Source organism: Micromonospora sp. NBC_00858, from assembly GCF_045207365.1.
GTDB lineage: Bacteria > Actinomycetota > Actinomycetes > Mycobacteriales > Micromonosporaceae > Micromonospora.
Genome location: NZ_CP108828.1, coordinates 6,538,571 through 6,564,063 on the forward strand (window position 1 = coordinate 6,538,571; position 25,493 = coordinate 6,564,063).

At 68.9% G+C, this 25,493-nt stretch carries 22 protein-coding genes and 3 pseudogenes; 12 read left to right on the top strand and 13 right to left on the bottom strand.

The window, feature by feature from the left end:
* The first annotated feature begins 6 nt into the window (after positions 1-6).
* The 3 genes from OG990_RS30500 to OG990_RS30510 all read left to right on the top strand — a co-directional run bounded on the left by OG990_RS30500 (position 7) and on the right by OG990_RS30510 (position 4,416).
* Positions 7-2,100: a hypothetical protein gene (locus OG990_RS30500; protein WP_406077952.1), complete on the top strand. Its 2,094-nt coding sequence runs from the start codon at positions 7-9 to the stop codon at positions 2,098-2,100.
* A gap of 185 nt (positions 2,101-2,285) precedes the next feature.
* A complete protein-coding gene (locus OG990_RS30505) occupies positions 2,286-2,711 on the top strand; it encodes an OsmC family protein (protein ID WP_386986520.1) in 426 nt (141 codons plus the stop codon).
* A gap of 175 nt (positions 2,712-2,886) precedes the next feature.
* Positions 2,887-4,416, top strand: coding sequence for an HD domain-containing phosphohydrolase (locus tag OG990_RS30510; RefSeq protein WP_406077953.1), 1,530 nt, complete (start codon positions 2,887-2,889; stop codon positions 4,414-4,416).
* 270 nt (positions 4,417-4,686) lie between these two features.
* Here the strand turns inward: OG990_RS30510 and OG990_RS30515 are convergent, their stop codons facing one another.
* From OG990_RS30515 to OG990_RS30530, 4 genes are all read right to left on the bottom strand, one after another.
* Entirely contained in the window at positions 4,687-4,962 is a 276-nt protein-coding gene (locus OG990_RS30515; protein WP_406077954.1) for an Atu4866 domain-containing protein, read from the bottom strand.
* A gap of 223 nt (positions 4,963-5,185) precedes the next feature.
* The gene (locus OG990_RS30520; RefSeq protein ID WP_406077955.1) at positions 5,186-6,016 is read right to left on the bottom strand and encodes a helix-turn-helix transcriptional regulator; all 831 of its coding nucleotides are present in this window, start codon (positions 6,014-6,016) and stop codon (positions 5,186-5,188) included.
* 291 nt (positions 6,017-6,307) lie between these two features.
* Positions 6,308-6,760 carry a nuclear transport factor 2 family protein gene (locus OG990_RS30525; protein ID WP_406077956.1) on the bottom strand — a complete coding sequence of 151 codons (453 nt, stop codon included), beginning with the start codon at positions 6,758-6,760 and terminating at the stop codon, positions 6,308-6,310.
* 68 nt (positions 6,761-6,828) lie between these two features.
* Complete coding sequence (locus tag OG990_RS30530; protein WP_406077957.1) at positions 6,829-7,539, bottom strand: SDR family NAD(P)-dependent oxidoreductase; 711 nt, start codon at positions 7,537-7,539, stop codon at positions 6,829-6,831.
* A gap of 103 nt (positions 7,540-7,642) precedes the next feature.
* On the opposite strand from OG990_RS30530, the gene OG990_RS30535 reads away from it, so the two are divergent.
* Positions 7,643-8,485, top strand: coding sequence for a helix-turn-helix transcriptional regulator (locus OG990_RS30535; protein WP_406077958.1), 843 nt, complete (start codon positions 7,643-7,645; stop codon positions 8,483-8,485).
* Here the strand turns inward: OG990_RS30535 and OG990_RS30540 are convergent.
* Positions 8,478-8,888 (bottom strand): annotated as a pseudogene (locus OG990_RS30540) (hypothetical protein); the annotation flags it as partial. The gene OG990_RS30535 and the pseudogene OG990_RS30540 sit on opposite strands and share 8 nt — an antisense overlap.
* Positions 8,889-9,088: 200 nt before the next feature.
* Here OG990_RS30540 and OG990_RS30545 point away from each other — a divergent pair.
* From OG990_RS30545 to OG990_RS30565, 5 genes and pseudogenes are all read left to right on the top strand, one after another.
* The gene (locus OG990_RS30545; protein ID WP_406077959.1) at positions 9,089-9,421 is read left to right on the top strand and encodes a hypothetical protein; all 333 of its coding nucleotides are present in this window, start codon (positions 9,089-9,091) and stop codon (positions 9,419-9,421) included.
* Between the two features lie 144 nt (positions 9,422-9,565).
* Positions 9,566-9,703 carry a hypothetical protein gene (locus OG990_RS30550; protein ID WP_406077960.1) on the top strand — a complete coding sequence of 46 codons (138 nt, stop codon included), beginning with the start codon at positions 9,566-9,568 and terminating at the stop codon, positions 9,701-9,703.
* Positions 9,704-10,111: 408 nt separating this feature from the next.
* Positions 10,112-10,351, top strand: a pseudogene (locus tag OG990_RS30555) (helix-turn-helix domain-containing protein); the annotation flags it as partial.
* A 925-nt stretch (positions 10,352-11,276) separates the two neighbouring features.
* Positions 11,277-11,939, top strand: a complete 663-nt coding sequence (locus OG990_RS30560) for a hypothetical protein (protein ID WP_406077961.1) — start codon at positions 11,277-11,279, stop codon at positions 11,937-11,939.
* Between the two features lie 91 nt (positions 11,940-12,030).
* Complete coding sequence (locus OG990_RS30565; protein WP_406077962.1) at positions 12,031-12,741, top strand: class F sortase; 711 nt, start codon at positions 12,031-12,033, stop codon at positions 12,739-12,741.
* Positions 12,742-12,775: 34 nt separating this feature from the next.
* On the opposite strand, the pseudogene OG990_RS30570 reads toward OG990_RS30565, so the two are convergent.
* The 5 genes and pseudogenes from OG990_RS30570 to OG990_RS30590 all read right to left on the bottom strand — a co-directional run.
* Positions 12,776-12,886: pseudogene (locus tag OG990_RS30570) on the bottom strand (DDE-type integrase/transposase/recombinase); the annotation flags it as partial.
* Between the two features lie 339 nt (positions 12,887-13,225).
* Positions 13,226-13,810, bottom strand: a complete 585-nt coding sequence (locus tag OG990_RS30575; RefSeq protein ID WP_386986553.1) for an FHA domain-containing protein — start codon at positions 13,808-13,810, stop codon at positions 13,226-13,228.
* Positions 13,811-13,814: 4 nt separating this feature from the next.
* Positions 13,815-15,626, bottom strand: coding sequence for a protein kinase domain-containing protein (locus OG990_RS30580; RefSeq protein WP_406077963.1), 1,812 nt, complete (start codon positions 15,624-15,626; stop codon positions 13,815-13,817).
* Between the two features lie 218 nt (positions 15,627-15,844).
* Entirely contained in the window at positions 15,845-16,273 is a 429-nt protein-coding gene (locus OG990_RS30585; RefSeq protein ID WP_406077964.1) for a hypothetical protein, read from the bottom strand.
* A gap of 113 nt (positions 16,274-16,386) precedes the next feature.
* Positions 16,387-17,286, bottom strand: coding sequence for an alpha/beta hydrolase family protein (locus tag OG990_RS30590; protein WP_406077965.1), 900 nt, complete (start codon positions 17,284-17,286; stop codon positions 16,387-16,389).
* Between the two features lie 120 nt (positions 17,287-17,406).
* Between OG990_RS30590 and OG990_RS30595 the strand changes: the two genes are divergently transcribed.
* A complete protein-coding gene (locus tag OG990_RS30595; RefSeq protein WP_386986826.1) occupies positions 17,407-17,988 on the top strand; it encodes a TetR/AcrR family transcriptional regulator in 582 nt (193 codons plus the stop codon).
* A 149-nt stretch (positions 17,989-18,137) separates the two neighbouring features.
* Here OG990_RS30595 and OG990_RS30600 read toward each other — a convergent pair whose 3' ends face one another.
* From OG990_RS30600 to OG990_RS30610, 3 genes are all read right to left on the bottom strand, one after another.
* Positions 18,138-20,681: a hypothetical protein gene (locus OG990_RS30600; RefSeq protein ID WP_406077966.1), complete on the bottom strand. Its 2,544-nt coding sequence runs from the start codon at positions 20,679-20,681 to the stop codon at positions 18,138-18,140.
* Positions 20,682-20,798: 117 nt separating this feature from the next.
* Entirely contained in the window at positions 20,799-22,163 is a 1,365-nt protein-coding gene (locus OG990_RS30605) for a permease prefix domain 1-containing protein (protein ID WP_406077967.1), read from the bottom strand.
* On the bottom strand, positions 22,160-22,534 hold the full coding sequence (locus OG990_RS30610) for a PadR family transcriptional regulator (RefSeq protein WP_328421480.1): 375 nt from the start codon (positions 22,532-22,534) through the stop codon (positions 22,160-22,162). Before OG990_RS30610 ends, OG990_RS30605 begins: the two co-directional genes overlap by 4 nt.
* 205 nt (positions 22,535-22,739) lie before the next feature.
* Between OG990_RS30610 and OG990_RS30615 the strand changes: the two genes are divergently transcribed.
* Both OG990_RS30615 and katG read left to right on the top strand, forming a co-directional pair.
* The gene (locus OG990_RS30615; protein ID WP_328426152.1) at positions 22,740-23,144 is read left to right on the top strand and encodes a Fur family transcriptional regulator; all 405 of its coding nucleotides are present in this window, start codon (positions 22,740-22,742) and stop codon (positions 23,142-23,144) included.
* A 67-nt stretch (positions 23,145-23,211) separates the two neighbouring features.
* Positions 23,212-25,419 carry a catalase/peroxidase HPI gene (gene katG, locus OG990_RS30620; protein ID WP_406077968.1) on the top strand — a complete coding sequence of 736 codons (2,208 nt, stop codon included), beginning with the start codon at positions 23,212-23,214 and terminating at the stop codon, positions 25,417-25,419.
* The last annotated feature ends 74 nt before the right edge of the window (positions 25,420-25,493 follow it).

Consider the following 25,493-nt stretch of genomic DNA (forward strand, 5'->3'; position numbering starts at 1 on the left):
CGCGTCATGTCGGGCGTTCCTTCCTCGCTGCAGGCTCGGTTGGCGGATCGCCTCCGCGCGTCCCGTGCTCGAGGTTTTGTCGGTCGCGAAACGTACCGGGCCGAATTCCAGGCCGCCCTGGCTGGCGAGCCCGGCGCATACGCGGTGTGTTTCCTGTACGGGCCCGGTGGCATCGGCAAGTCGTCGCTGCTACAGCGGTTCAAGGACACAGCCGAGGAAGCCACTCGCACTGTTATCGACATCGACGGCCGGGCAGTGGAGCCGTCGCCTACTCAATCGTTCGCGGTGGCGGAGGCGGCGTACGTCGATGACCGGGCAGTGGTGTTGATTGACGCGTTCGACGAGTGCAAGGGTCTGGAAGAGTGGTTGCGGGACCGCTTCCTTCCACAGGTCAGGACCGGCGTCGTGGTGGTCGCCGTCGGCCGGAAGCCTCCGGCGGCGAGCTGGACCTCCGATATGGCGTGGACGGGCACACTGCGAGTGGTGCGGCTCGATGGTCTCAGCCTCGAGGAGTCTGCCGCGTTACTCGATACCCGCGGGGTGAAGCCGGAAGTTCGGCACAGTGCCGCCGCCTTCGCCAGCGGGAACCCGTTGGCCCTGAGCCTCGTGGCGGACGCCGCCGCCCGTACCGGCGCCTCCGGCGCGGACTGGAGACCCCCGCCGGACGTCATCGCGCCGTTGGTCAGTCAGCTGGTGGGAGATGTGCCGACGGAAAGCCATCGGGTTGCCTTGACCGTGCTGGCCCAGTCGCGGGTGACTACCGAAGGGCTGCTGCAGACGGTGCTGGGCACGCCGGACGCGGCCGAGATGTTCGACTGGCTGACAAGGCAGCCGTATGTCGAACTGAGTCGGCGCGGGATATTTCCGCACGACACCGTCCGCAGAGTGTTGGAAGCCGACCTGCAATGGCGAAATCGTCAGCGCTACGCCGAAATCTACGATCGGATCTGGCCGTACCTGCTCGAAGCAGGCCGGGTCGCCGGCGATCCTGACGTGCTGCCCGCGATGCAGGATCTCGCCCATCTCTTGTTGAGCGAGATGGAGGACCGCTACTTCCGCGAGGCCCGCCATGAGATGCGGGTGTACGAGGCGCCCATGGACCCGGCGGACCGCGATGAGATTCTTGCCATGGCCGCTCGGACCGAGGGGGCGGAGTCCGCCGCCATTCTCGAATTCTGGCTGCGGCGACAGCCCGGATGCGTCCGCCTCTATCGTTCCGCGGAATGCGGTGATCTTGTCGGGTTCATGGCGTGGGTCGAGCTTCGCGCCGGTGACCGGGAGGCGCTCGAACTTGACCCGGTCGCAGCTGCTGCCTGGGCCCATGCTGCCGAGGCCGGCGGGCTGCGTGCCGACGAACACATCGGCATCCAGCGGTATCTCGTTCACCCCGCTGCGTACCACCTCGTATCGACGCCGATGCACCTCATGCAACTACGTACCATGGCGCACTGGGTACGAGCGGAGGGCATGGCGTGGTCGTACATCGTGGTGTCCAACCCCGATTACTGGCGTCCACTCATGGACCACCTACAACACCGGCCGGTCCCGCAGCGGCCTCGGCTCGGCGGCGTGGAGTATGCGTTGTTCGGCCGCAACTGGGAGCATGTCCCCCTGGAATGCTGGTTCGCAGGTCGCCACAGCACGTCACCCACCCCCTCGCCTGTCGATGCGGCAATCAAACTGTCGCGGGCCGAATTCGACACCGCTGTGCGGCAGGCGCTCGGCAGTTGGCGAAGTGCCTCGGAACTGGCTGCCAACCCGCTCGTCCGGACCAGACTGATCCGATACGTACTCGATCACCGGGGCGGCGAGGCGGAAGTCGCCGTGGCATTGCGCGGTGTGCTCGATGAGGCCGTCAAGACACTGCGCCAAGACCCGCGCACGGTCAAGATGTATCGGGCCGTTGCCGCCACCTACCTCGATGGGTTGCCGACCCAGCAGGCTGCCGCCCGCCGGTTGAACCTGCCGTTCTCGACCTATCGCCGGCACCTGACCCGTGGTCTCGCCCTTACCTGCGAGATCCTGTGGCAGCAGGAGTTGAAGCCACGCCGACTGTCGGGGCCGGAAGGGCGGGACGTCCCGGCTTTTCCGGACAGGTGAACCGGGGATGGCGGTGACGGACCGTGGCGCGACGGCAACGGATGCGCGCACCGGCACCGACGGCGACCCGATGGAGTGAGAACCGCATCGGATACCGCAGAGCATCAAGTGGCATGGCAGATGAGCAGGGGCCGGTCTGACTATTGACTGTCCGACCGTTCATCACGAATTTGGAGCTACTGCCCATGCCTGTTCGCAATTCATCGGCTCAGTGGAAGGGCGACCTGGCCCACGGAACCGGCACCATGACGTTGGCGTCGAAGGCCTACTCCGGCCCGTACTCGTTCACCTCCCGCTTCGAGGAGGGCACCGGAACGAACCCCGAGGAACTCATCGCCGCCGCGCACGCGGGATGCTTCTCCATGGCGTTCTCGCACATGCTGGCCGAAGCCGGCTACACGCCGACGTCAGTGGAAACCACGGCGTCGGTGCACATCGACCCGGCCGACGGGGGTTTTGCCATCAGCCGGATCACGCTGTCGGCCAAGGCCACCGTCCCGGGCATCGACAACGCGCAGTTCGAGAAGATCGCGGAGACGGCGAAGGTCAACTGCCCGGTGTCGCAGGCGCTCGCCGCCGTCGACATCACTCTCTCCGCGAAGCTGGTCTAGGCGGATGGCCGGAGACCGCGGCGGTCGTCCCGCCGTGGTCTCCCGGCCTGGCGGCCTTGCCGGGTGGCGCCGGGGTGCGGTGCACCCAGGTTCGGCGCGGCCTTGTTGCGGCCGGTTCAAGCGCTGAGGCTGGCTGGCCTCTGACAACCCGCATCTCGGAGGTACCGTGCCGCCCATGCAAACAATCCGGGTCGCGGAGGTGCTGGCGACAGTTTCGCTCACCACGGACGTCGCGGCCGGCATGTCGTTCGAGAAAGGGCTGCAGACCTGTACCGTCGCGACCCGCCTCGCCCGGTTGGCGGGCGGCGACGACCGGCACGTCCGGGTGGTGTTCGAGACCGCGTTACTGCGGTCGATCGGGTGTACGTCGTACGCGCCCGAGTTGGCCGCCCTCTTCGGTGACGATGTCGCCTTGCAAGCCGTGCTCAAACGCGTCGACGTCGCCGATGAAGCCGTGCTGGACGGGCTGACCAGAGATTTCGGGAACTGGGCCGGGCCTGACGCGGCGCGGCTGGCCCGCACCTTCCTCGAGGTGTTTCCCAATGTGGGCGTGCAGGCGATGCGGCACGGTTGTGAGACCAGCCGGGACCTTGGACCACGGCTCGGTGTGCTGCCCGAATCGGTCGCGGCGTTGGACGACGTGTACGAACGCTGGGACGGCCGGGGAATCCCTGAGGGCCGGAGCGGTGCGGACCTGTCGCCGGCTGCCCGTACCGTGCATGTGGCCGAGCAGGCGGTCCTCGCCTATGCCGTCGGAGGAGTCGGCGGCGCGGTCGCCGAGGTGCGCCGTCGCTCCGGCGGCCACCTGGATCCTGCATTGGCCGATGTCTTCCTGGCCGAGCCGGAGGCGGCGCTTGCGCCATCGGACGCGACGGACGCTGTCGTCGCGGTGTTGGAAGCCGAACCGCTGCCGCACGCCACCGTGCCGTTCGGGTCGGTGCCACAGCTGTCGGCGGTGCTGGCGCGCATCGTCGACATGAAGAGCCCGTGGCTGCTGGGACACAGCGAACATGTCGCCGACCTGGCAGAGGGCGCCGGGCGGGTCGCCGGGCTCGACGAGGAGGCCCTGACAGAGTTGCGCAGCGCGGCGCTGCTGCATGACCTCGGCCGCGTAGTCGTTCCGGCCGGCATCTGGGACCAGCCGAAGAGCCTCACCGCTGCCGAGACCGAACGCGTGCGCATGCACACGTACTGGACCCATCGGATCCTGCAGCGGGTGCCGGCGCTGGCCACGCTCGCACCGATCGCCTCCGCTCACCATGAACGTGCTGACGGCGGCGGCTACCATCGCGGTGACCCGGTCCGCGAACTGCCCCTGACCGCCCGCATCGTGGCGGCTGCCGACATGCTCGCCGCGCTCACCGAGCCGCGTGCGCACCGGCCCGCGTACTCGCTTCCGGAAGCCGCGAAGATGCTTGTCCGCGACGCCGATGAAGGCGGCACCGACAAGGACGCGTGTGCTCTGGTCCTCGCCGCGGCGGGCGTACCCGCGCCGCGACGGCCGCTGCCGGACGGACTGACGGACCGGGAAGTGCAGGTGCTTCGGCTCGCGGCGCGCGGACTGACGAGCCGGCAGGCTGGCGCGGAACTATCGATCTCCCCGCGCACCGTGGACCACCATCTGACGCACATCTACGACAAGACGGGGCGGCGGACCCGCGCGGGCATCGCGCTGTACGCGATGGAACACTCGCTACTGCCCTGAACGGACTCCGGTAACGGCTGGCGGGTTCGCGCTGCCGTTGGATGCCTTGTACCCGGGGCTATAGAACCCAATGCTCGCCGAACTTCCCAGCCCTTGGTGGACTCCACGCCTCGACAACAAGTTGCATGTGGAAAGCCTAGTAGCGGCTCTGTTCACCCGTAAGGCCAACCGCTATCTGCACATACCCATCAATGCTAGGTCTCAGCTATCTCCGCTTCGATAAAGCGGTGATTGCCCGCCTCCGGTCGGGGCAGGGGCGACGATATCTGGCTAGGGTTGGGCACGGTGGAAGACGTAGCCGCCGTGGTACAGGATGTCTTTGTCGAACCTCCCGTCCGCGGTGAACCCAGTGTCGTCGACGTACTCGATCCGCGTGTCGAATACCTGGTAGGAGCCTGTATAGGCGCTCTGCCGCTCGCCGCGTGCCTCGTCATAGCGGCCGTTAGCGAGCAGTTCCTGACGGATGTAGCCGTCAGCCGTCACCCACATCCCGACGTACGGGTGCGGCGACTCAATCCTCGCCTCGGCCGGCGGCGTCGCCAGCACTGCTGGGGGCGTTGACGCCAGGGGTGACCTCACCTCCTGATCGGCGTCGACTGGAGCAGCAGGTCTGTCACTGTCCGGCTGCACGGAGCACGCTGCGAGAAGCACGGCAACGTACGCGCCGCTAAGCACAGCCGAAAGGGGGAATTTCATAGGGTCTCCAGTGGTGTTCACGGACGATCAGCCAGCCAGCCGATGTACGGCCCGCAGATCACGCTGCACCCCTTCAGACAGATTGGGGTGCGCTGGCGGCCAGCGAGCCCAGGAGCGCCAGGGCGTGGGCACTGGTCGAGCCCGGCGCTGCGTGATAGACGACGAGCTCTTGCCCGGGACTCGACCGGACGTCGAAGGTCTGCATCGTCAACGTCATCGGTCCAACATCACGGTGGTGGAAGCACTTGCTTTGCAGAGCCTTGCCGTGTGCGTCGTGGCGGGTCCACAGCTCGGCGAATTCAGGGCTGCTGCTGAGCAGTTCGGTGAGAACCTGTTGTATCCGCGGATCGTCGGGCGCCTTGCCGTAGCCGAGTCGGAGGCCGGCCGCGGAGTTGCGCGCGACGTCACGCCAGTCCTGATAGAAGGTGCGCGCGCCCGGGTCGGTGAACACGATGTGCATCAAGTTGCGCGAATGCGTCCAACTGTGGAACAGCGCGTCAGCGATCGGGTTGGACGCCAGGACGTCGAAGGCCCGGTTGTAGACGATGGTCGGATTGTTGGGCCAGGCGGTCATCAACTCGAGCAAGCTCAGATCGACGCGGTCGCTGACCGCCGCCGCCCGGGCCCGTGGGCTGAGCCCGGCCAGCCGGAACAGATGTTGACGGTCGTCCTCGCCGAGCCGGAGGGCGACCGCCAATGCACCGACCACCTGCGGAGAGGGGGTACGTTCCCGCCCCTGTTCGAGGCGGACGTAGTAGTCGACGCTCACCCCGGCCAGCATGGCCACTTCCTCGCGCCGCAGGCCTGGCACCCGGCGGCGCCCGACGCTGGGCAGGTTTGCGTCGCCCGGACTGACCAGCGCGCGACGGGTACTGAGATATGCCCCTAGTTCGGATTGAGCCATACCCGCATCGTAGGTTCGAATTCCGGGCTCTAGCTGGGTGCAGTGCTCCCAGGTAAACGCCACCCTCGCGGATCGTTTCCACCGTCAACTGGACCGCGCCCCGCGTCCAGCGTTGACGCGAGTGCTCTCGTCACCAAGACAGCCCCTGGTATTGATCCTCTTCCCTCGTCAAGAAGATGATCGACCAGGGGCTGTCGGTATGGATCAGCCGGGGTACCCATGAACCCGACACAGGTTAAAGATCAAGTCAGAGAACCGCGACGGTCCTCCAGGGGGCGATGAACCGCAGGGTCAGTTGGCCTGGGCGGCGGCTTCGGCCTCGGAGTCGGCGATGCCGAGGTTGGCGTAGGCGACCGGGTTGGCGTACTCCCAGACCTTGACGATGCGCTCGTCGGCCACGTCGATGCGGAAGATGTAGACGTTGTTGTAGACGAGCTTCTCCGCGCTGGACACGATGTCACCGTTGGCCTGGAGAAACACCGAGTGAGCGTCCTCGCTAACGGTCCAGACCTTGTCCAGGAAGGCGACGTGGTCGAACTTCGCGGCGACCGACCCGACGTAGGCGAGGACGGCGGCCGGGCTGTCGAAGACGTACCAGGGCTCCGGAGTGCCCGCGATCGACAGCGGGATGACGAAGGTCGCGTCGTCCGCGAGCAGCGACGCGACGGTGCTGGGGTCGCGGTTCTCGAACGCGGTGATGAACGCCTGAGCGGTCTGCAGGGACTTCTGGTGCACGCTGTTCATGATCACTCTTTCGTGGTGGTGCGGAACGGCCGCAGTTCGCGGCCGCCGGGGAGAGGAAGTCGGAGGGGTTACCAGGGCACGGGGCCGGTGGCGCCGACGAAGGCCGGGCTCGGCGCGCCGGGGCCGGCATTGGCGGCAGCGACGATCGCCGCGGCGCCTTCCTCGACGCTCTGCGTGCCCTGGTAGCCGTTGAGGTCGGTCGCGGTGAACCCAGGGTCGACCGAAACCACGCTGATCTGCGGGAACGACTGCGCGTAGACGGCCGTCAGCATGTTCAGCGCGGCCTTGGATGAGTTGTAGGCCAGCAGCGGCGCCCACGCGGGGAGCAGTTCGGCGTGGGCGGCCGGGTCGGCGTTGATCGTCAGCGAGCCCAGCGCGCTGGAGACGTTCACGATCGTCGGCCGGTTGGCGCTCTGGAGCAGGGGTAGGAACGCGCGGATGCTCCGCACGGCGCCGAAGACGTTGGTGTCGAAGACCTGTTGCAGGTCAGCGGCGGTCAGCTCGCCAGCCGGGAGAGCCGGGCCGGCGACGCCTGCGTTGTTGACCAGGACGTCGACCCGGCCCGCCTCGGCGCGCACCTGGTCGGCGGCCCTGGCGACGGACGCGTCGTCGGTGATGTCGATCAGCAGCGACCGGGCACCGAGGGCCTTGGTGGCCTGCGCGCCGCGGACGGCGTCGCGGGCTCCGGCGTAGACGGTGTGGCCCGCCTCGATGAGGCGACGGGCCGTTTCGAATCCGAGGCCCTTGTTGGCCCCGGTGATCACGGTGACTGTTGTCATGCCACTCAACGTATGCACCGCCGGAGGAGACAGGGAGAGCCCTCCTCAGCGGGGGGTCGGCCAGTACCAGGCTGTTCATGCAGGTCCGGCGGACAATGGAAGGGTGAACGACGATCCCGCAGCCCTCGGCCAAGCCCTGCGCCACTGGCGCGACCGCACCAGCCCCACGAACCTCGGCCTCCCTCATGGCGGCGTCCGACGGGCACCAGGGCTGCGCCGCGAAGAGCTCGCCCAGCTCGCCGGATTGTCCGTGGACTATGTCGTCCGTCTGGAACGGGGCCGGGCCACCTCGCCCTCCCCGCAGGTCCTCGCTTCCCTCGCCCGCGCCCTGCGCCTGACCGAGGCCGAACGCGACCACCTCTACCTCCTGGCCGGTCAGGCCCCGCCCACCACCGGCCAGGTGTCCCCGCACATCCCGCCCAGCGTCCAGCGCCTCCTCGACCAGCTCAACAGCAGCCCGCTCAGCGTCCACGACGCCGCCTGGAACCTCATCTCATGGAACCTCCTGTGGGCCGCCCTCATGGGCGACCCCTCACCCTGGCGTGGCAAGGACCGCAACATCGCCTGGCGGCACTTCACCCACCAGCCCACCCGCGTCACCCACACCCCCGACCAACAGGACCGCTTCGAGACCGCCCTCGTCTCCGACCTGCGCTCCTCCGCTGCCCGCTACCCCAAGGACACCCAGCTCACGGCACTGATCAGCAGTTTGCGCGACGCCAGCGACCGCTTCGACGACCTCTGGGGCTCCCACACGGTCGGCTTCCACACCACCGACAGCAAAACCATCCACCACCCCGACATCGGCCCCGTCACCGTCGACTGCGACACCCTCACCATCCCCGGCAACGACCTGCGCATCGCCATCTGCTCTCCACCAGCAGGGACCGCCACAGCCGACCAGTTCGCTTTGCTGAACACCATCGGGACTCAGGTTCTTAGCTGACACGCTCTGCGCTGAGAAGTGGGCGGGCCGTCGGCGTCAACCGCCGAAAGGGCTGCAGCGGCAGCATCGACAACTGACCAGCACAGGGCAGGTGAAACTCCATGCCGCCCAAGTTGATCATCCCACCGGTCACTCCGACCCAGTTGGCTCGGTCGTAGACGGCTCCGGCGACCGCCGTGCCCAGGAGCGCACCGATCAGGCTGGCCGACTCGTAGATGCCCATGCTGCGGCCGATGTTGGCGCCGGAGGCTTCGGCGATGGCGGCCTGCTGGATTGGCATGACGGCCGCCCACGCCAGACCGGTCAGTATCCACAGAGCGGCGATGGCGTGGGCGTTCGGCGCCCAGGCAAGTCCGACCGCGAAGGCGGTGCTGGACAGCGAGGCGAAGGCGAGGACGTGGGTGCAGCCGTACCGTACGAGCCGCGTGAGTCGCCGCCGACAAGACCTGAACCAGGCTTATCGCCCGGAAACGTGAAACAGTTACGTATAGCAGCCGAAGGCATGTTTGCCTCAGAAACCTGGAAAGCGCTCCGACCGGACATGAATCCTTCTTATGTTCGTCATGGCTCGTCCGCCTGGGACGACCAGAAGGAGTGAGAGACATGTCGAAGAAGTTTCTGATCAAGCTCGCCGGCGGGGTGGCGCTGGGCAGTGCGGCCCTGTTGCTCGGTACGCCTGTCGCCGCGCTCGCCGCGCCCTACGGACAGGCCTACGGACAGGCCTCGGAGCGCAACGAGGTTGTCTGCGCGAACAGCGAGCAGAGCAACGAGGTGGACATCGCCCAGATCATCAGCGACAACACCATCAAGGACAGCGACGTCGACGTCAACGTCGAGCAGTCCGCCTCGGTCGAAGCGACAAACGAAAACGAAACTCAGCACAACATCGTCGTCTGCATCGGGGACATCGACGTGGACGTGGACGTGGAGGAGTAGGACTTGCCCCGAGTCGCTCCAGCGTGCCGGTATCGGCGGGGCCGGCTCGCCCAGTAGGCCAGCATTCCGGCAACGACCCCGCGATTGGCGACGTATACGCGGGTCCGGACGGAGCCTGGGTTCCCGAGGAGGGGCGACGTCGCGGTGGGTAACGGTGGCGCGCTCTCCGACACCAACACCGATGCTCTGACGGCGACCGGTGCCGACATGATCGGTGTGGGCGTGCCCGGTGGCATCGCACCGCTGCGTCGTCGGCGGTACGCCAACGGCACCGTCACCTGAGGCGGTCAGAAGCGCCAGCGGCCGGCACGGTTTCCCGTGGCGTGCCGCTGGCCTCGTCCTGGTCATACTTCTCATGCTCACCGTGCAGGATCGACCCGGCTAGCGGTGAACGACGCAGTCGTTGCTACCCGATTGCGGCAACAGCGTCCCTGCCCGCGGACGGCAGCCTGCAGCGGAAGCTAGTCGGACTGTTGTCCCTGCCTGCAGCGCTCGACGCGACGCGACGCGACGCACGGTCGGTCGCTCCCGGTCACCGGTCTGCCCCGGGCCAACGAGTCCGGCCGCGTCGGGGCGCGTCGCTTCGACGAGGCGCCGCTGCGAGATCCCATCCTCAGCCCTCTCGCCGGCTGAGAAGGTCAGCAGGGACGCCCCGTCCAGCGAACACCGTCGGCCACTTGCTGACCCACGATGACCAGGTCTGAGCAGCTCCGTCTCGCCCTCGTCCGCGATGACGCAGCACGGGTGGCCTCGTCGGTAAATGCCGGGGGCAGTGGCGCGAGCGATCGATCGGGCTCGGCTGACCCAGGCGCGTCATCTTGCAGGCAAGACAAGAAGGAAATCGCGGAGGCCGTCGGTGTCACGCCGGCCACTGTCGGGCAGTACGAGGCCGGCTCCCGGTCTCGACCCGAGCTGGCTCCGCTCGTCGCCGAGCTCCTCGGCGGGCGACCCCGGCGCGGCAGCCCGCGCTCTGCGATCCCATTGGGGCTTGGAACCGGCCCCATCCGCACCTGGTGCGCACCATGGAGGCACACGGCATCGTCGTCGCGCACGCCCCACCAGCCGACGGCGAGGTTGCCAACGTCGACGCCTGCCCGTGACTGGGCACAAGAACGCGAACCGGAAAGGTTCGCCGCTGAGCTCCTGACCCCCCGCGCTGCCGCACCTGCCGCACCGGCTCAACTTCAAAATCCTGACGGGCTTGCAGGACGCCTGGGGGACATCGGCCGACAGCCTGCTCTACCGTTGCCGCGAGGTTGCCCTCGTCGCCGACTCGACCGCCACCGGGGCGTGTCAACAGCTGCATGCCCTACGACGCGACTGCGTGCTCACCCCGCAGCCCATCGCAGGATTCCCGGTGAACAGCCGATCCTGCTACAGCAGGCATTCGACCTTGCCAGCCGCCACGGCTTGACCCTTCCAGCACGCGCCGAGCAACTCGCCTGGCCGCTGCCACGCGTGCGCGAGCTGCTGGGCTTCCACGACCACCGCCCCACGGTACGACTGCTGTAGCCACCAAAGTGATGCCGACCCGGGCAGCGCCCAGGGCGCGGAAGCGTTCCTCGGCCGCCGTGATCAGCAGGCCGGCGGCTCCCCCGCCGGCGGTGCACAGGTGCCACCGCGAGCCGGTACGGGTGGCGGCGCCACCCGGCAGCACCTGGCCGCTACCAAAGCTCGGCGGACAGAACGGTCCTTACGCCCCAGCGAACATGAATTAACTACTTATGGCCTCTCACGTACTACATGTTACGAAACCCGGAAACTCCTCTCGTTTCACGTTTATCGGCCTAACGTTCGTCATGGCTCGTCGTCCCGAGCCAACCAGAAGGGATTGAGGAGTATGTCGATGAAATTTTTGACCAAGCTCGCCGGCGGGGTGGTGCTGGGTAGCGCCGCGCTGCTGCTCGCGGCACCCGCCACCGCGCTCGCCGCGACCGACGGAGAACCCAAGGAGCCCGCGGCCTCGAAGCAGGGGGAGGAGTCGAAGAAGAAGTCAGACGACAAGCCCAAGACGTTCAACCTGCGCGACAAGAACGGTAACGGGGTTACCTGCGCGACCAACAAGCAGATCAACGAGCAGAACATCTCCCAGATCATCAAGGACAACACCATCACGGACAGCGTCGTCACCTTCAACGTGTCCCTGGAAGCAGCGCAGGCGGCGTCGAACGACAACAAGACTCAGCACACCCTCGTCGTCTGCATCCGCGACATCGACGTGGAGGTGGACGTGGAGACCGATCTGCTCGGCGACCTCCTCAGGATGGTCGAGGCCGGTCTTGGCGAGCCTGGTTCGCCGGTGGGCCAGCCTGCCGCCCCGGCTGGCGGCGCGTACGCGGGTCCGGACGGAGCCTGGGTGTTGCCGAGGACGGCCGCCGTCGCGGCCGGTGACGGCGGCGCGCTTTCCGACACCAACACCGGTGTTCTGACGGCGACCGGTGCCGGCATGATGGGCGTGGGCGTGCTCGGTGGCATCGCGCTGCTGCGTCGACGGTCCGCCAATGGCACTGTCGCCTAATGCGGCCAGGAGCGCCAGCGGCCGCCACGGTCTCCCGTGGCGCGCCGCTGGCCTCGTCCTGGTCACCCTTGTCACGCTTAGCGGAGCAGGAGTGATCGCGTTCGCGGCCACGGCTCCTGATCCGGTCGGACCGCCGCAGCCCGACCCCGCTGCCGCACCGCAGTCTCTGCCGTCACCGTTGACGGACGAACCCACCACACCACAGCCGACGCCGAGCGGAGCCAACGCGTCGCCGGCCGCCGGGGCGACCCACGGCGAGGCGCGCAGTGCTCCGGCCCGCATCGAAGGCGCTCTCGGGTCGACCGCGACCCGACCGTCTCCCTCACCGACGTTGGCCGGGATGCCGCGATCGCAGCCGACCCGTATCAAGATCCCGCGGATCGGCGTTGACGCGCCGACGATTCCGCTCGGGCTGGACCGGAACCAGCAGATCGCGGTCCCACCGCTGAATCAGCCCAATGCGGCCGGGTGGTACCAGCTGGGACCAAGTCCCGGCGAGGTGGGGACCGCGGTGGTGGTGGGCCACGTCGACTCACGCGCCACGGGTCGGGCTGTCTTCTTCCGCCTGGGCGCGCTGAAACCGGGGGACACCATCGAGGTGCTCCGCAAAGATGGCAAGAAGGCCAGCTTTACCGTCGACGGGGTGGCCCGCTATCCGAAGAAAAAGCTCCCGCTGAACCAGGTCTACGGTCACACCGGCAAGGCGCAGCTCCGCGTGATTACCTGTGGCGGCGACTACGACAAAGCAGCGAAATCGTACAAGGACAACATCGTGGTGTTCGCGACGCATCGTGGATCATGAAAGAAGAGCCAGCGGGACCAGCTCACCCAGGGGCACGGTAGGTCGCGACCAGCACGTCAATGACCTGCCTGTACTGGTCGACCGCCCGGTACACGTACCGCCACACCCGGTTGACCTTGACGTACGTCTCACCGACGAACCACCTGGCACCCGCGGATACCAGCGCACCGCCACCACGATCACCTCTGGCGGAACAGTGGACCGGAAGAAGGCCCGCCGAGGCGGGCCTTCTTCGTGACCAAGGGTGCCTGGGGTGGTCGGTTCGTGAAGGGAGGAAACCCTCCCCCTTTCGTCACCTGCCGATCTGTGCCGCCGGCTGGTGTGATTCGGGGGGACGCCGGCCGATCGGTGGATCACGCGGCCGGCCGGCTGTGGCGTTCGTTGGCGCCCACCCGAACCCGTTTCGGGTGGGCGCCACGCGCGTGGCACAAGGGGGGTGTGCCCTCCGGGCCGCACGGGACGCGGCCCGGAGGGCACACGTGTATCAGCCGCTGGTCATGCCCCGGCGGACCGCCTCGCCGGCCAGCCGGGAGCGCCGGCGGTCGTCGTTGGTCACCAACGCGAACTTGTCGTACAGGTTGGCCAGGTGTTTCTTGACCGCGCTCTCGCTGACGCCCAGCGCGACGGCGAGGGCCCGTACTGTCGGCGGCTCCGGGAAGGCGCTGCCACCCTCGACGTACGGGCGGCAGAGCACCTCGATCAACTCTCGCTCCCGCCGGGTCAGCGTCGGGGGTGCCGGCGCTGGCTCGACCCCCACCGTCCGGGTGCCGGAGAGCTGCGCTGGCGCGTGGAACACCAGGCGGGCCGGCCCGATCTCGACCCGGTCGCCGTCGCGCAGCAGCCGCGCCGCCCGGACCGGGCCGCCGTTGACCGTGGTGCCGTTGGTGCTGCCCAGGTCGCGGATCGTCCAGCCCGACGGGAAGCGCTCCACCAGGGCGTGCAGGCGGGAGACCAGTTTGCTGTCGATGGGCAGCTCGTTGCCGGGGGATCGGCCGATGGTCAGCGCGTCGGCGCTGAGCGGTACCAGCCGGACGTTCCCCGCCGCGTGGACCTCGAAGTAGCCGTCCATCCCGTCACCGGTCGCAGAACGTCGCGGTGGTCGCGGTGGTCGCGGCGCCGGAACGGTCGGCGATGACGGTCGCCGTCGCGGCGGTGCACCGGCCCGCCGAGCGGTGTGGGTCGGTCCACAGCTCCGGCGGCTGCCCGCCGGCCCGCTGCGGGGCCACGGGGCCGCCGTCCCGCACCGACAGGTCCACCGTCCAGGTGCCGCCGGTGGCCGCGTTGTCCCGGTACTGCTTCCACACCCAGACGTACGCCATGGTTGCCCGGCAGCTCGGCGACCAGTACTGCCTGACGGAGATGGCCCGCAGGCCGCCCGCGTGCCCGTAGGCGGTCGAACCGACCTGGTAGGCGTCGGCGTAGCAGGGGCCTGGTGGCGCGTCGTCCCGGCTGGCCCGCCGCGACTGGGCGGTGCCGGTGATCGCGGTCCGCATCGGATCGTGCCGGCCGTCCACCGTCACCTCCAGCGCCGCCCGGAACGACCCGGCGGTCAGCGGTACGACGACGAGGCGTACCTCGCACCGACCGTCCACGGCGAGCGGTCGCGTGGTGCAGTCCTCCCCGAGGATCCGCAGGTCCGCACGGGCCGGGCCGCTCAGCGCCAGCCCGGTCAGCCGGACCGGCCGGTCGTCGCGGTTGCGGACGGTCACCACCTGTTCGGTCGACTCCGCGTTGAGTTCCTGCTCGCCAAAGGCCAACTCGGCCGGCATCGCCACGGGGGCGGGTGTCGGCAGCGCCTCCGAACGGGCGGTGGCGAGCACCGACACCAGCGCGATGAGCAGCCCGACCGTGCGGACCAGCGGGTGTCCGCGTACCCATGACGGCTGGTGCGCGACGGTGGCCGACAGCGCCAGGGCGGCGCGGCGGCGGTCGACCAGCGACCGGCCGGGTGCGGACCTTCCGGCCGGTCGGCCCTCGACCCACGGACCGGGGGCATCGTCCGTGCCGAGGACGAACGGGGTGACCGGTAGCCCGGCAGCCGCCTGTTCCCGCCGCAGCTCCTCGGCGAACGCGGCGGCCGTCGCCGGCCGCCGCGTCGGATCCTTCGCCAGCGCGCGTTCCAACACCGCGCACACCCCGTCCGGTACGCCGCTCGGGCGCAGGTCCGGCACCGGGTCGACGGCGATCCGCCGGAGCAGCGAATCCAGCGACCCACCGTCGGTGGGGGAGAAGGGCGGTGCGCCCCGGATCCAGTGCAGCACGGTCGAGGCCAGCGCGTAGACGTCGGCGGCCACCGAGGCCGGCTCGCCGCGCAGCACCTCCGGCGCGGTGTGCAGGACGCTCGCGGTCACCGTCCCACGTGCGCCGTTCGAGGTCGCGGAGCGGGGTCGGGCCTGGCCGAAGTCGGCCAGCTTCGGCTCGCCGTACCCGGAGATCAGGATGTTCTCGGGCTTCACGTCGCGGTGCAGCACGCCGGCCCGGTGCGCGGTCTCCAGGGCGCCGGCTACCGCGATCCCACCGGCCACCGCCGCCCGCCAGTCGTCCGCCGTGTCCCCGGCGAGCCGGTCGGCCAACGAGCCGCCCTCCTCGTACGCCATCAACAGGTACGGGTTGCCGGCGGCGGTACGGCCTGCCTGGTGCAGGGTGACGATGTGCGGGTGGTCGGAGAGCCGGCCGAGAACACGCAGTTCCCGTTCGAAGCGGGCGCGGGACGGGCCATGCCAGTCGGCGGCGAGCACCTTGACCGCGACCCAGCGCGAGAAGGCCGGCTGCCAGGCCCGGTAGACGAGGCCGAAACCGCCCCGACCGACCTCGACGGCGTCGGTGCAACCGTCGACCCCGAGTGCGGACTCCGGGTACGTCACCGGCTGCTTACTGTGGACCATCGTCGTTGAATGGTACCGAGGCCGGCAACGCGGTCGTCGGGCCGTCGGACTCCCGAGACCGTGCGGTCCCCGCCGCCGGCGGCCCATGCCCTGATCTGGGCATGGACCGCACGGCGATGGTCGGGCGAGGCCCAGCCGGGGCTGCCCCTCATTCTTCTGCGGGCGTCAGCTCCCTGGACGGCGCGCTCGCCGCCTGCCGGAGCTGGCGGGCTGGGACGTCAGCAGACAGTGCTGGTCGAGCCGCCCGTGGAGTTGAGGTAGCCGGTGACGTGCGTGCAGTGCGCGGCCGTGTTGGCCGGCGCGCCCCACAACTCCGCGCGGGTGGTGTTGTTGAGCTGGCCCACCCCGTAGTCCGAGCCGCTGTTCGAGTGGTCGATCACGTGGACGTAGAGGTCCCAGTTGGTGTGGGTGTTGCGGTACTGCTCCCACACGTAGATGTAGGCGTAGTTGTAGCCGCAGCCGTAGTACTGCTTGACCGAGGCCGCCTCCATGCCGCCGACCGTCAGCACCCGCGTCGTACCGATCTGGCGGACGCTGGAGCAGCTGGCCGGGGTGCTGGCCAGGGCGGGCGAGGCGTTGACCAGCGAGGCGGTGGCAGCGGCGACGGCCGCGGCGGCGATGGCTGTGGTTCGGCGGAGGATCGACATGGGGACTCGCATTCTCTCGCGGACGTGACTAGCTGTCCGCCAGAGAACCAGGCTCCCGATTCGGCCGACAGGTGACGAAGAGGTCACCTTTCCCTCCCCGAGCCCGCTCGTCTCTACCTGGATTCGAGACGGCCCAGGGTGCTCTCGACCGGTGCCGGCCAGGTGGAGTCCTTGAGGCCGAGGGCGTCCCGAAGGTAGGCCCACGTGAGCCGTTGGATCAGAGCAACCCTTTCGGGGCTCTCGTCCGTCGTCTCTCTGGCTTCGTAGTCGGAGACGCCGCCGAGCGAGTGCTCCGCTCCGAACAGGGTGAGCAGGCTCTTGCTGCCCGGGCTCAGGTGATACGCGTCGGTGAACCAGTCCGGCCCGCGGACCGACAACGGGGAGTCGTCCCGGTCGCCCGCGACGACGAGGGCCGGGGTGGTCATGTCGACGAAGCTCGGGCTCATGAAGGGAAAGTGCTCGGCCGCGAACGGGGAAAGATCGGCTCCGCCCCGGCCCGTCACGGCCAGCAGGACGCCTGCCTTGATCCGTGGGTCGGACATGTCCGCTCCGGGGTTGCCGTCGGCGTCGAGGACCCGCGCCCCCAGCAGGGTGCTCGCCGTCTGGGCGCCCCAGGAGTGGCCGGCCACGGCGATGCGGGCGCGGTCGAGGCGTCCGACAAGGCCGGGGACGGACGACTCCAGCAGGTCGAGTTGGTCGAGGGTGCGCTTCAGGTCGTCCACCCGGAGTCGCCAGATCAGCGGCGTGCGGGGGTCGTCGGGCGGAAGGTTCAGTCTCCGTGAGTCGAGGTGGGTGGACTGGATGACGACGAAGCCGTGGGAGGCCCAGAAGTCGACCAGCGGACCGTAGTTGGCGGCCGAACCGCCGAAGCCGTGCGAGAAGACGATGACGGGTAGTTCGTGGCCGGTCGTGGGTGCGGAGACCCGTACATGCTGATCGTCGCCGCGATCCGGGGCCGGCAGCGTGATGGGGTGGACCGAGACGACCGGCGTGGGCTCTGGCGTTGCGGGCATGGGCGTTCCTTCTGACTTGGCATTGGCCTGCCGTTCTGGCATGCTGCCAATGCGGAACCATGTTCCGCTAAAACATACGGAACATGGTTCCGCTTAACAAGGGATGTGACGGGGGTAACGGTGGCCGGTACGGGCAGCGGATCGGGTGGCGCGCGGAAGCAGCGGGCTGATTCGCGGCGCAACGAGGCGGCGCTACTGGAGGCGGCCGCCGCGGCGTTCGTCAGCTCCGGAGTCGACGCGCCCGTGCGCGACATCGCCGCCCGGGCCGGCGTCGGGGTCGGCACGATCTACCGCCACTTCCCGACGCGGGCCGATCTCATCGTCGCGGTGTACCGGCACCAGGTCGAGGCGTGCGCCGAGGCCGGCCCGGTGCTGCTGGCGGAGAGCGCCACCCCGCACGCCGCCCTGGCGAGCTGGATCCACCTCTTCGTCGACTTCCTGGTCACCAAGCACGGCCTGGCTGAGGCGATGCGGTCCGACGATGCCGCCTTCCAGACGCTGCACGCCTACTTCCTCGACCGTCTCGTCCCCGTCTGCGCCGAGCTGCTCGACGCCGCTGCCACGGCGGGCGAGATCATCCCCGACCTGGACGCCCTCGTCCTGATGCACGGCATCGGCAATCTCTGCATCGGCGCCGACAGCCCTGACTACGACGCGCGCCTCATGGTCGGACTCGTCATCGCGGGCTTGCGGCTGCGCTAGGAGCTCGAAGTGCGGCCCGGTCGCGGCAGCGACTCGGCACCGCTGGTGATGGTCAACTCCAGATCACCGACATCGGGGCATCTCCGCGCTGGGACACCGCGACATCGCCGACATCGGACGACACTCGGGTGAACGTCAACCGGTGATGATCATGGCGTCGGTCGGCGCGTGTCTGGCCACTGCGTGTCCGGGGGCACTATCGACCGGCGAGGGGGTCGCTGGCCCCTGGCGACCGCCGCCGTGGAGGCCGAGGTGGCCGTGGCGGGGGCGTATCCGTCTCGGCTGGCGGTCACCGTGACGGTGAGCCGCTTTCCGTACAGCGCCACGGGGATCTTGATCGTTGCGCCGGTCGCGCCGGTGATCGCGATGCCGTTCGCCGACCACTGGTACACGTAGGCGGTCGCCGTGGGGGTCCATTGGCCCGGGTTCGCGGTGACGGTGCCCCCGACCTCCAGGGTTCCGGTGATCGTCGGAGGGTTGACCGCGCGCATCGCCAGGGGCGGGTTGATCGTGAAGGCGTTGGCCAGGACCACCGGCTGGCCCGCTCCATACGGGCGCAGGGTCAGGCTGGCATTGCCGGCCGGCGCGGAGGCGAGGTTCACCTCGGCGGTCATCGTCGTGCCGTCCGCCGAGACCGTCTTGACCGTCGCGGTCAGCGGTTGTCCCGTGGCGGGGGTCACCTGGACCTCGTCACGCGGATGCAGCCCGGTGCCGTGGAGGGTGATCGTCCGGAGGCCCCCGGGGGGCACGGTGGTTGGAGCCACCGAGCTGACCGTGGCCACGCCGGGCTCGACGGTGAAGCTGTACTGCGTGTTCATGGAGCGGGTGCCGCCGGCCGTGAGGCTGCGAACGGTCAGGTAGTACGTGCCAGCCTCCGGTGGCGTCCAGGTCAGCGTCGCGGTGCCGTCGGGCTTGGCGGGCACGGTGACGTACTGCCCGAAATTGATCGAGTACTCGTACGTGGTCGTGCCGGGAAGGCGCGGCGTGAAGGTGAAGGTGCCCGTCGCGAGCCGGCCGCTGCCGGTTGCCGGAAAGTCGGTCGAGGTGACCCGCGGCGCGTCCGACACCGTCCAGTACGTGCCGCCCTCCTCGGTCTGCACGCCAGCGGCGTTGCGAGCGACGACGACAACGTAGTTGTAGCCGCTCTTCGTCGGCGTGTACCCGAAGGTGACGCTGCCGTCGGCGGCCGGCCTGACGACCTGCTTCGTGGCGTCGTCGCGGTTCAGCGTCGCCACGTACTCGACGACGTTCTCCATGCGGGTGCGGGCCGTGAAGGTGGCCGGCGTCCCCAGGTCGGTGCCGCCGGTCCGCGTCACCGTCGGCGACGCGCCGTCGACCGAGACATAGTTCCAGCGCGGCTCGGACAGGGTGCCGTCCGCGCTTCGGCTCTGGATGTGCAGGCCGGTGACGCGGGTCTCGGTGGCCGTCCAGGTGAGGTCGGCGGTGCCGTCGGCGCGAGCCGGCACGGTGATCTTCTCGATCGGCCGCTCCTCCAGGCCGGAGTACTCCGGCCAGTAGAGGTACGCCTCGACCTGCGGTACCCGGGGCGCGAGATGGAACGTGAGCGAGGAACCGATCGTCACACCCCGGTTCGTGTCGCCGGTGACCCTCGGGCCGTTGTCGACGAGGAATTCGTAGGCGCGGGGGGCGTGCGCGGTGCCATCGCCGGTGACACTGTGCACGTAGAGGGTCTGCCGGCCGGCGCGTGTCGGGGCGATCATCGCCGTCGCTCTCCCGGCGGCATCCGCCGGAACCGTACCCGAGGGCCCGTTCTCGTCGATCCGCCAGACGAACGTCGCCGCGTCCGGGACCGTCGCGCTCAGCTCGAACGCGCCGGACACGCCGACGTTGTAGTCCAGGTTGGTGCCCCAGTCCGGGTACGCGGCCGAGAAGATCGACGGGCGCGTCTCCTTGACGTGGAACTCCTGGTAGAGGGCCTCGGAACTGTTTCCGGCCCGGTCGACGGCGTAGGCGGTGACCGAGTGGTGGCCGGCTGCCCGGGGCGTCCACCGGATGGTCGCCGGACCGCCGAGCCCTTCGGCGTCGACCGTGGACTCGGGGGAATCGTCGCTCAACTCGGCGGAGTAGAACCGGTAGCGGTAGCTGACGGTGTCGTCGCTGGCCGAGGTCAACGTGAAGTCACCGGGGACCCCGATCGCGCCGTGGGCCTCGTCCCAACTGCCGGGGGGATATTCGGTGGAGGTGACGGTCGGTGCCGGGCCACCGCGGCGGTCGACGGTGAAGTGGCAGGTGCTGCTCCACGGCGAGGCGTCCGCACCGTCGAGCACGCGCACCCGCCAGGCGTACGTCACGCCGTCGAGCTGCTTCGACTCGTCTTCGAGCTGGACGTAGACCTCGTCGCTCTGCTCGGCGATGCCACTGAGCCACTGCTGCGGGTGCTCCGGGTCGGCGACGTCCCATACCTGGAAGTCGGCCTGCAACTCGGTGCTGTCGCCCGTCCGGCTGAAAGTGCCCTTCAGCACCACGGCATTGGCGTCGTTGAGCCTGATCGGGCTCAGATATGGCCCCGGCACGGCAGTGGCACAGGGCTGGTTGGCAGTCTTGAGATCGGTCGGCGCGGTCACCGCTGCGGCGGCCGGAGTGGCCGGCAGACCCACCGTCAATCCGCTGCCGAGCGCCGTTGCCACGACCATCGCCGCGACCCGGCGATAAGCCCGCGAAGGTGTACGCATGTGGTCCCCCCACTGTGGAACAGGCGCCGTGATTACCCGCGAGAAGGAGTTTCCCACGTCGATGCGACAGAGGAGGCCCGCCTTTCTGCCGGATCCAGCCGGCGGTCGGGGGAGGGCTCAGGCGAAGCCGAACACGGGTGGGAAGGCGAGGACGACTGCCCAGGCCCACGCTGCGTACACGATCACGTAACGGGTCTGCCAGCGTTCCAGGTGGGCGAAGGGCATCCGGCCGCGCAAGAAGCCGAGGTACAGCCATGCCGACCAGGCCAGGTTGGTGAGCAGGATGAGGTTTTCGCCCAGCGCGGCGGTCTTGTTCGGGCTGAAGCCCCATTCGCTGATCCGGCCCGTGATCGCCACGAGCACCAGGAAGTCAATGACCAGCGCGCTGACGATGAGCGCGAGCTGCAGGCGATCGAAGAGGCCGGGTCGGGCCGTGAGGTCACGGGCGGAGATGGCGTACAACAGCATGCCCAGCACGATGACCAGCAGCAGGTCGAAGAGGATGAGCGCGTCGCGCTCGACGTCGATGCCGTTGTTGGTCCAGATGATGGCGACCAGGAAGGCCAGCAGGATGGCCGCGAAGAGCGGCGTGAAGACCCGGGTCAGCACCGGCGCCATGTTCTCGATGACGCTCTGCTTGGCCTCCACCAGCCACGCCGACACGATCACGGCGGCCATGGCGCCGCACGGCAGCAGCCACGACTGGATGAATCCCTCAGCGTCCAGGCCGATGGCATGGAAGGTGCCCACCGTGAAGGCGGTGAGCACGCCGCCCCCCAGTCCAATGAGGACGAAGTAGATCAGCCACTCCCCGGTGAACCGGATGAAGTCCATCCGCCGCCGGTCGGAGCGCCAGTCGCCGCCCACGTAGGCGACGCCGACCACCAGCCACAGGGCTATCGGCAGGTGGATCGCCGTGAGCACCATGGTCTGCGAGTCATCGGCCAGTGGATACGCGTTCGCGGCGACCGCGCCGAGAACGAACAGCAACGCCAGCGCCCCGATGACGCGAAGACCGACCCGGCGTTGCCAGGCGAAGTACGCCGCGAGCGCCGGCAGCGCGAAGAGGCTGATGTTTCGCGCGTAGAAGCTGCCATCGTCCCCGGACAGGTCAAGCCCGAACAACGACGGCACCTTGATCGCGAGCGCCGCGACGGCCGCACAGAGCACCATGACGGGCAGCTCGCGACGGGTACGGGCGGCGGTGGGCGTATCCGGCTCCCCGGGCAGTACGAGCTGTTTCCATAGCCGCTCGGAGTGCTCGCGAGCGAACTCCCGCGACAGTTCATCGAGGCTGCCCATGCGTTTGACAGCGATGAGGAACGACTCGTCGGGTCGCAGGCCCGCCTCGGTCAGCTCGGTGATCCGACTGCGGAGGTGGTCCTCCAGCTCCTCGGCGTCGGTGTGGTGCAGCTCCCGGCGGCGGTCGATGTAGGCCCGCCACTCGGCGATCTGGCCCTCCAGATCGTTGTCGATGGTCATAGTCCCGACCCCCATGCCGGCGCCGTGATCGGCTTGATGGACTGTGTCGTGCTCCAGACGCCCCGCAGGGCGTCGACGACCGCGGCCCACTGGCGGTGCTGCTCGGCCAGCTCGGCCCGGCCCTGGTCGGTGATGCGGTAGTACTTGCGGCGTCGTCCCCCCGGCGGGGACTCCCAGGCCGACTCGACGTGGCCGAGCCGCTCCAGGCGGTGCAGCAGCGGGTAGAGCAGGCCGTCGGTCCACTCCAGTTGCCCGCCCGACAGGTCGTTGACCTGCTTGAGGATCGCGTAGCCGTAGCTCTCGCCCTCGGCGAGAATCCCCAGCACGAGCGGCGTAGCCGACGCCGCGACGAGGTCTTTGGTGATACGCATATGGACCGCCTATACCTAGATCTGCAATGCATAGTAGTTCTAGGCATGGTGCTCCCGCAATCGGAACCGCCGGCAGTGCCCGTGCCGCACCTGCCGACCGAACTCGTCACCCGCGCTTCGCCAGGGCGCCATGCGGCCGATCTTGACTGATTCCAGAAAAGAGGCCAGACTGCCGAGCGTGGCCACGGCCTTGGACTTCAAACAGATGCTGCGCGAGGCAGCGCTGCGCGTGACCCGCCCTCGGGTGGCGGTGCTGAACGCGGTGTACGCCCATTCACACGCCGACACCGACTCGATCATCGGTGTCGTGCGCCGCGATCTCCCTGAGGTGTCCCACCAGGCCGTGTACGACGTACTGCGTGTGCTGACGGCCTCGGGGCTGGTGCGACGCATCCAGCCGGCCGGTTTCGTGGCGCGATACGAGTCGCGGGTCGGGGACAACCACCACCACGTGGTGTGCCGCTCGTGCGGCGTCATCGCCGACGTCGACTGCGCCGTCGGTCAGGCGCCGTGCCTGACCGCGTCCGACGACCAGGGCTTCTTGATCGACGAGGCCGAGGTCGTCTACCGGGGCCTGTGCCCCGGCTGTTCCACCGCACACAGTTCCTGAACCCCTGAACCCCAATCCCGGAAGGAATCACGTGGCTGAGCACCACCATGATGCAGTCGTAGGAGACATGAACTCGGAGGAGAGCGAGGGTGGCTGTCCAGTCTCGGCGGCCGCACGTGCCCCGCATCCGACCCAGGGCGGGGGAAACCGGGAGTGGTGGCCGAACCGGCTGAACCTGCGGATCCTCGCCAAGAACCCGGCCGTGGCGAACCCTCTCGGTGAGCAGTTCAACTACGCCGCGGCGTTCAAGACCCTCGACCTGGCCGCCGTGAAGCAGGACATCGCGGAGGTCCTGACGACCTCGCAGGACTGGTGGCCGGCCGACTACGGCCACTACGGCCCGTTCATCATCCGGATGGCGTGGCACAGCGCGGGCACGTACCGGATCAGCGACGGCCGCGGCGGCGCCGGCGCCGGCATGCAGCGCTTCGCGCCGCTCAACAGCTGGCCGGACAACGCGAACCTGGACAAGGCCCGCCGCCTGCTGTGGCCGGTCAAGAAGAAGTACGGCCAGAACCTCTCGTGGGCCGACCTCATGGTCCTCGCCGGAAACGTCGCCCTGGAGACGATGGGCTTCCAGACCTTCGGCTACGCCGGCGGTCGGGAGGACGTCTGGGAGCCGGACGAGGACGTCTACTGGGGTCCCGAGTCCACCTGGCTCGGGGACGAGCGCCACACCGGTGAGCGGGACCTTGAGAACCCGCTGGCCGCGGTCCAGATGGGCCTCATCTACGTGAACCCGGAAGGCCCGCACGGCAGCGGTGACCCGCTCGCCTCCGCGAGGGACATCCGCGAGACGTTCCACCGCATGGCGATGAACGACGAGGAGACCGTCGCGCTGATCGCCGGTGGGCACACGTTCGGCAAGACCCACGGCGCGGCCGACCCGAACAAGTACGTCGGTGCCGAGCCCGAGGGTGCCTCGCTGGAGGAGCAGGGGCTGGGCTGGAAGAACACCTTCGGCACCGGCCGGGGCGGCGACACGATCACCAGCGGTCTCGAGGGTGCGTGGACCAACACCCCCGTGACGTGGGACAACAGCTTCTTCGAGATTCTGTTCGGCTACGAGTGGGAGCAGACGACCAGCCCCGCCGGAGCGATCCAGTGGAAGCCGAAGGGTGGTGCCGGCGCGGGTACCGTCCCCGACGCCCACGACCCGTCGCGCAGCCACGCCCCGACGATGCTGACGACGGACCTCGCGCTCCGGGTGGACCCGATCTACGAGCCGATCTCGCGGCGCTTCCTGGAGCACCCGGAGGAGTTCGCGGACGCCTTCGCGCGGGCATGGTTCAAGCTGACGCACCGCGACATGGGGCCGATCGAGCGCTACCTCGGCCCGGAGGTCCCGACCGAGACGCTGCTGTGGCAGGACCCGATCCCCGCCGTGACGCACGAGCTCGTCGACGCCGAGGATGTCGCGACCCTCAAGGCTCAGATCCTCGCCTCTGGGCTGTCGGTGCCCCAACTGGTCTCCGCCGCATGGGCATCGGCGTCCACGTTCCGCGGCGGCGACAAGCGTGGCGGCGCGAACGGGGCCCGTATCCGGCTCGAGCCGCAGAACGGCTGGGAGGCCAACAACCCCGAGGAGCTGGCGACGGTGCTGCGCACCCTGGAGGGAATCCAGGAGGCGTTCAACGCCGCTCAGACCGGAGGGAAGCTGGTCTCGCTCGCCGATCTGATCGTGCTCGGCGGGTCCGCAGCCGTCGAACTGGCCGCCAGCAACGCCGGCCACACCGTCGAGGTCCCCTTCACGCCGGGACGTACGGACGCGTCGCAGGAGCAGACCGACGTCGAATCCTTCGCCGCGCTCGAGCCGACCGCGGACGGGTTCCGCAACTACCTGGGCAAGGGCAACCGGCTGCCGGCCGAGTTCCTCCTGATCGACCGGGCGAACCTGCTGACCCTGAGCGCGCCCGAGATGACGGTCCTCGTCGGCGGTCTCCGCGTCCTGGGCGCCACCGTCAAGCAGTCACCGCTCGGCGTCCTGACGGAGAACACCGGGTCGCTGACCAACGACTTCTTCGTCAACCTGCTCGACCTGGGCACGACGTGGAAGGCGACGTCCGAGGACGCGAACCTCTTCGAGGGCCGTGACCTTGGCACGGGCGAGGTCAAGTGGACCGGCACTCGTGCCGACCTCGTCTTCGGCTCGAACTCCGAGCTGCGCGCGCTCGCCGAGGTCTACGCGAGCGACGACGCGCGGGAGAAGTTCGTTCGCGACTTCGCCGCGGCGTGGGTGAAGGTGATGAACCTCGACCGGTACGACCTCGTCTGAGCCTGACGTCCAGGTCGGCCCTGTGGGGGGCCGACCTGGACGTCCTCGTTCGGGTGCTCGACCTCGGCCGTGAC

Coding starts and splice junctions, on each gene's coding strand:
- OG990_RS30615 (WP_328426152.1), top strand. CDS start 22,740: ATGCTGCGCGAGGCAGCGCTGCGCGTGACCCGCCCTCGGGTGGCGGTG.
- OG990_RS30580 (WP_406077963.1), bottom strand. CDS start 15,626: ATGGTCCACAGTAAGCAGCCGGTGACGTACCCGGAGTCCGCACTCGGG.
- OG990_RS30545 (WP_406077959.1), top strand. CDS start 9,089: ATGTCGAAGAAGTTTCTGATCAAGCTCGCCGGCGGGGTGGCGCTGGGC.
- OG990_RS30500 (WP_406077952.1), top strand. CDS start 7: ATGTCGGGCGTTCCTTCCTCGCTGCAGGCTCGGTTGGCGGATCGCCTC.
- OG990_RS30520 (WP_406077955.1), bottom strand. CDS start 6,016: ATGGCTCAATCCGAACTAGGGGCATATCTCAGTACCCGTCGCGCGCTG.
- OG990_RS30575 (WP_386986553.1), bottom strand. CDS start 13,810: ATGGACGGCTACTTCGAGGTCCACGCGGCGGGGAACGTCCGGCTGGTA.
- OG990_RS30600 (WP_406077966.1), bottom strand. CDS start 20,681: ATGCGTACACCTTCGCGGGCTTATCGCCGGGTCGCGGCGATGGTCGTG.
- OG990_RS30510 (WP_406077953.1), top strand. CDS start 2,887: ATGCAAACAATCCGGGTCGCGGAGGTGCTGGCGACAGTTTCGCTCACC.
- OG990_RS30605 (WP_406077967.1), bottom strand. CDS start 22,163: ATGACCATCGACAACGATCTGGAGGGCCAGATCGCCGAGTGGCGGGCC.
- katG (WP_406077968.1), top strand. CDS start 23,212: ATGAACTCGGAGGAGAGCGAGGGTGGCTGTCCAGTCTCGGCGGCCGCA.
- OG990_RS30525 (WP_406077956.1), bottom strand. CDS start 6,760: ATGAACAGCGTGCACCAGAAGTCCCTGCAGACCGCTCAGGCGTTCATC.
- OG990_RS30610 (WP_328421480.1), bottom strand. CDS start 22,534: ATGCGTATCACCAAAGACCTCGTCGCGGCGTCGGCTACGCCGCTCGTG.
- OG990_RS30505 (WP_386986520.1), top strand. CDS start 2,286: ATGCCTGTTCGCAATTCATCGGCTCAGTGGAAGGGCGACCTGGCCCAC.
- OG990_RS30585 (WP_406077964.1), bottom strand. CDS start 16,273: ATGTCGATCCTCCGCCGAACCACAGCCATCGCCGCCGCGGCCGTCGCC.
- OG990_RS30590 (WP_406077965.1), bottom strand. CDS start 17,286: ATGCCCGCAACGCCAGAGCCCACGCCGGTCGTCTCGGTCCACCCCATC.
- OG990_RS30530 (WP_406077957.1), bottom strand. CDS start 7,539: ATGACAACAGTCACCGTGATCACCGGGGCCAACAAGGGCCTCGGATTC.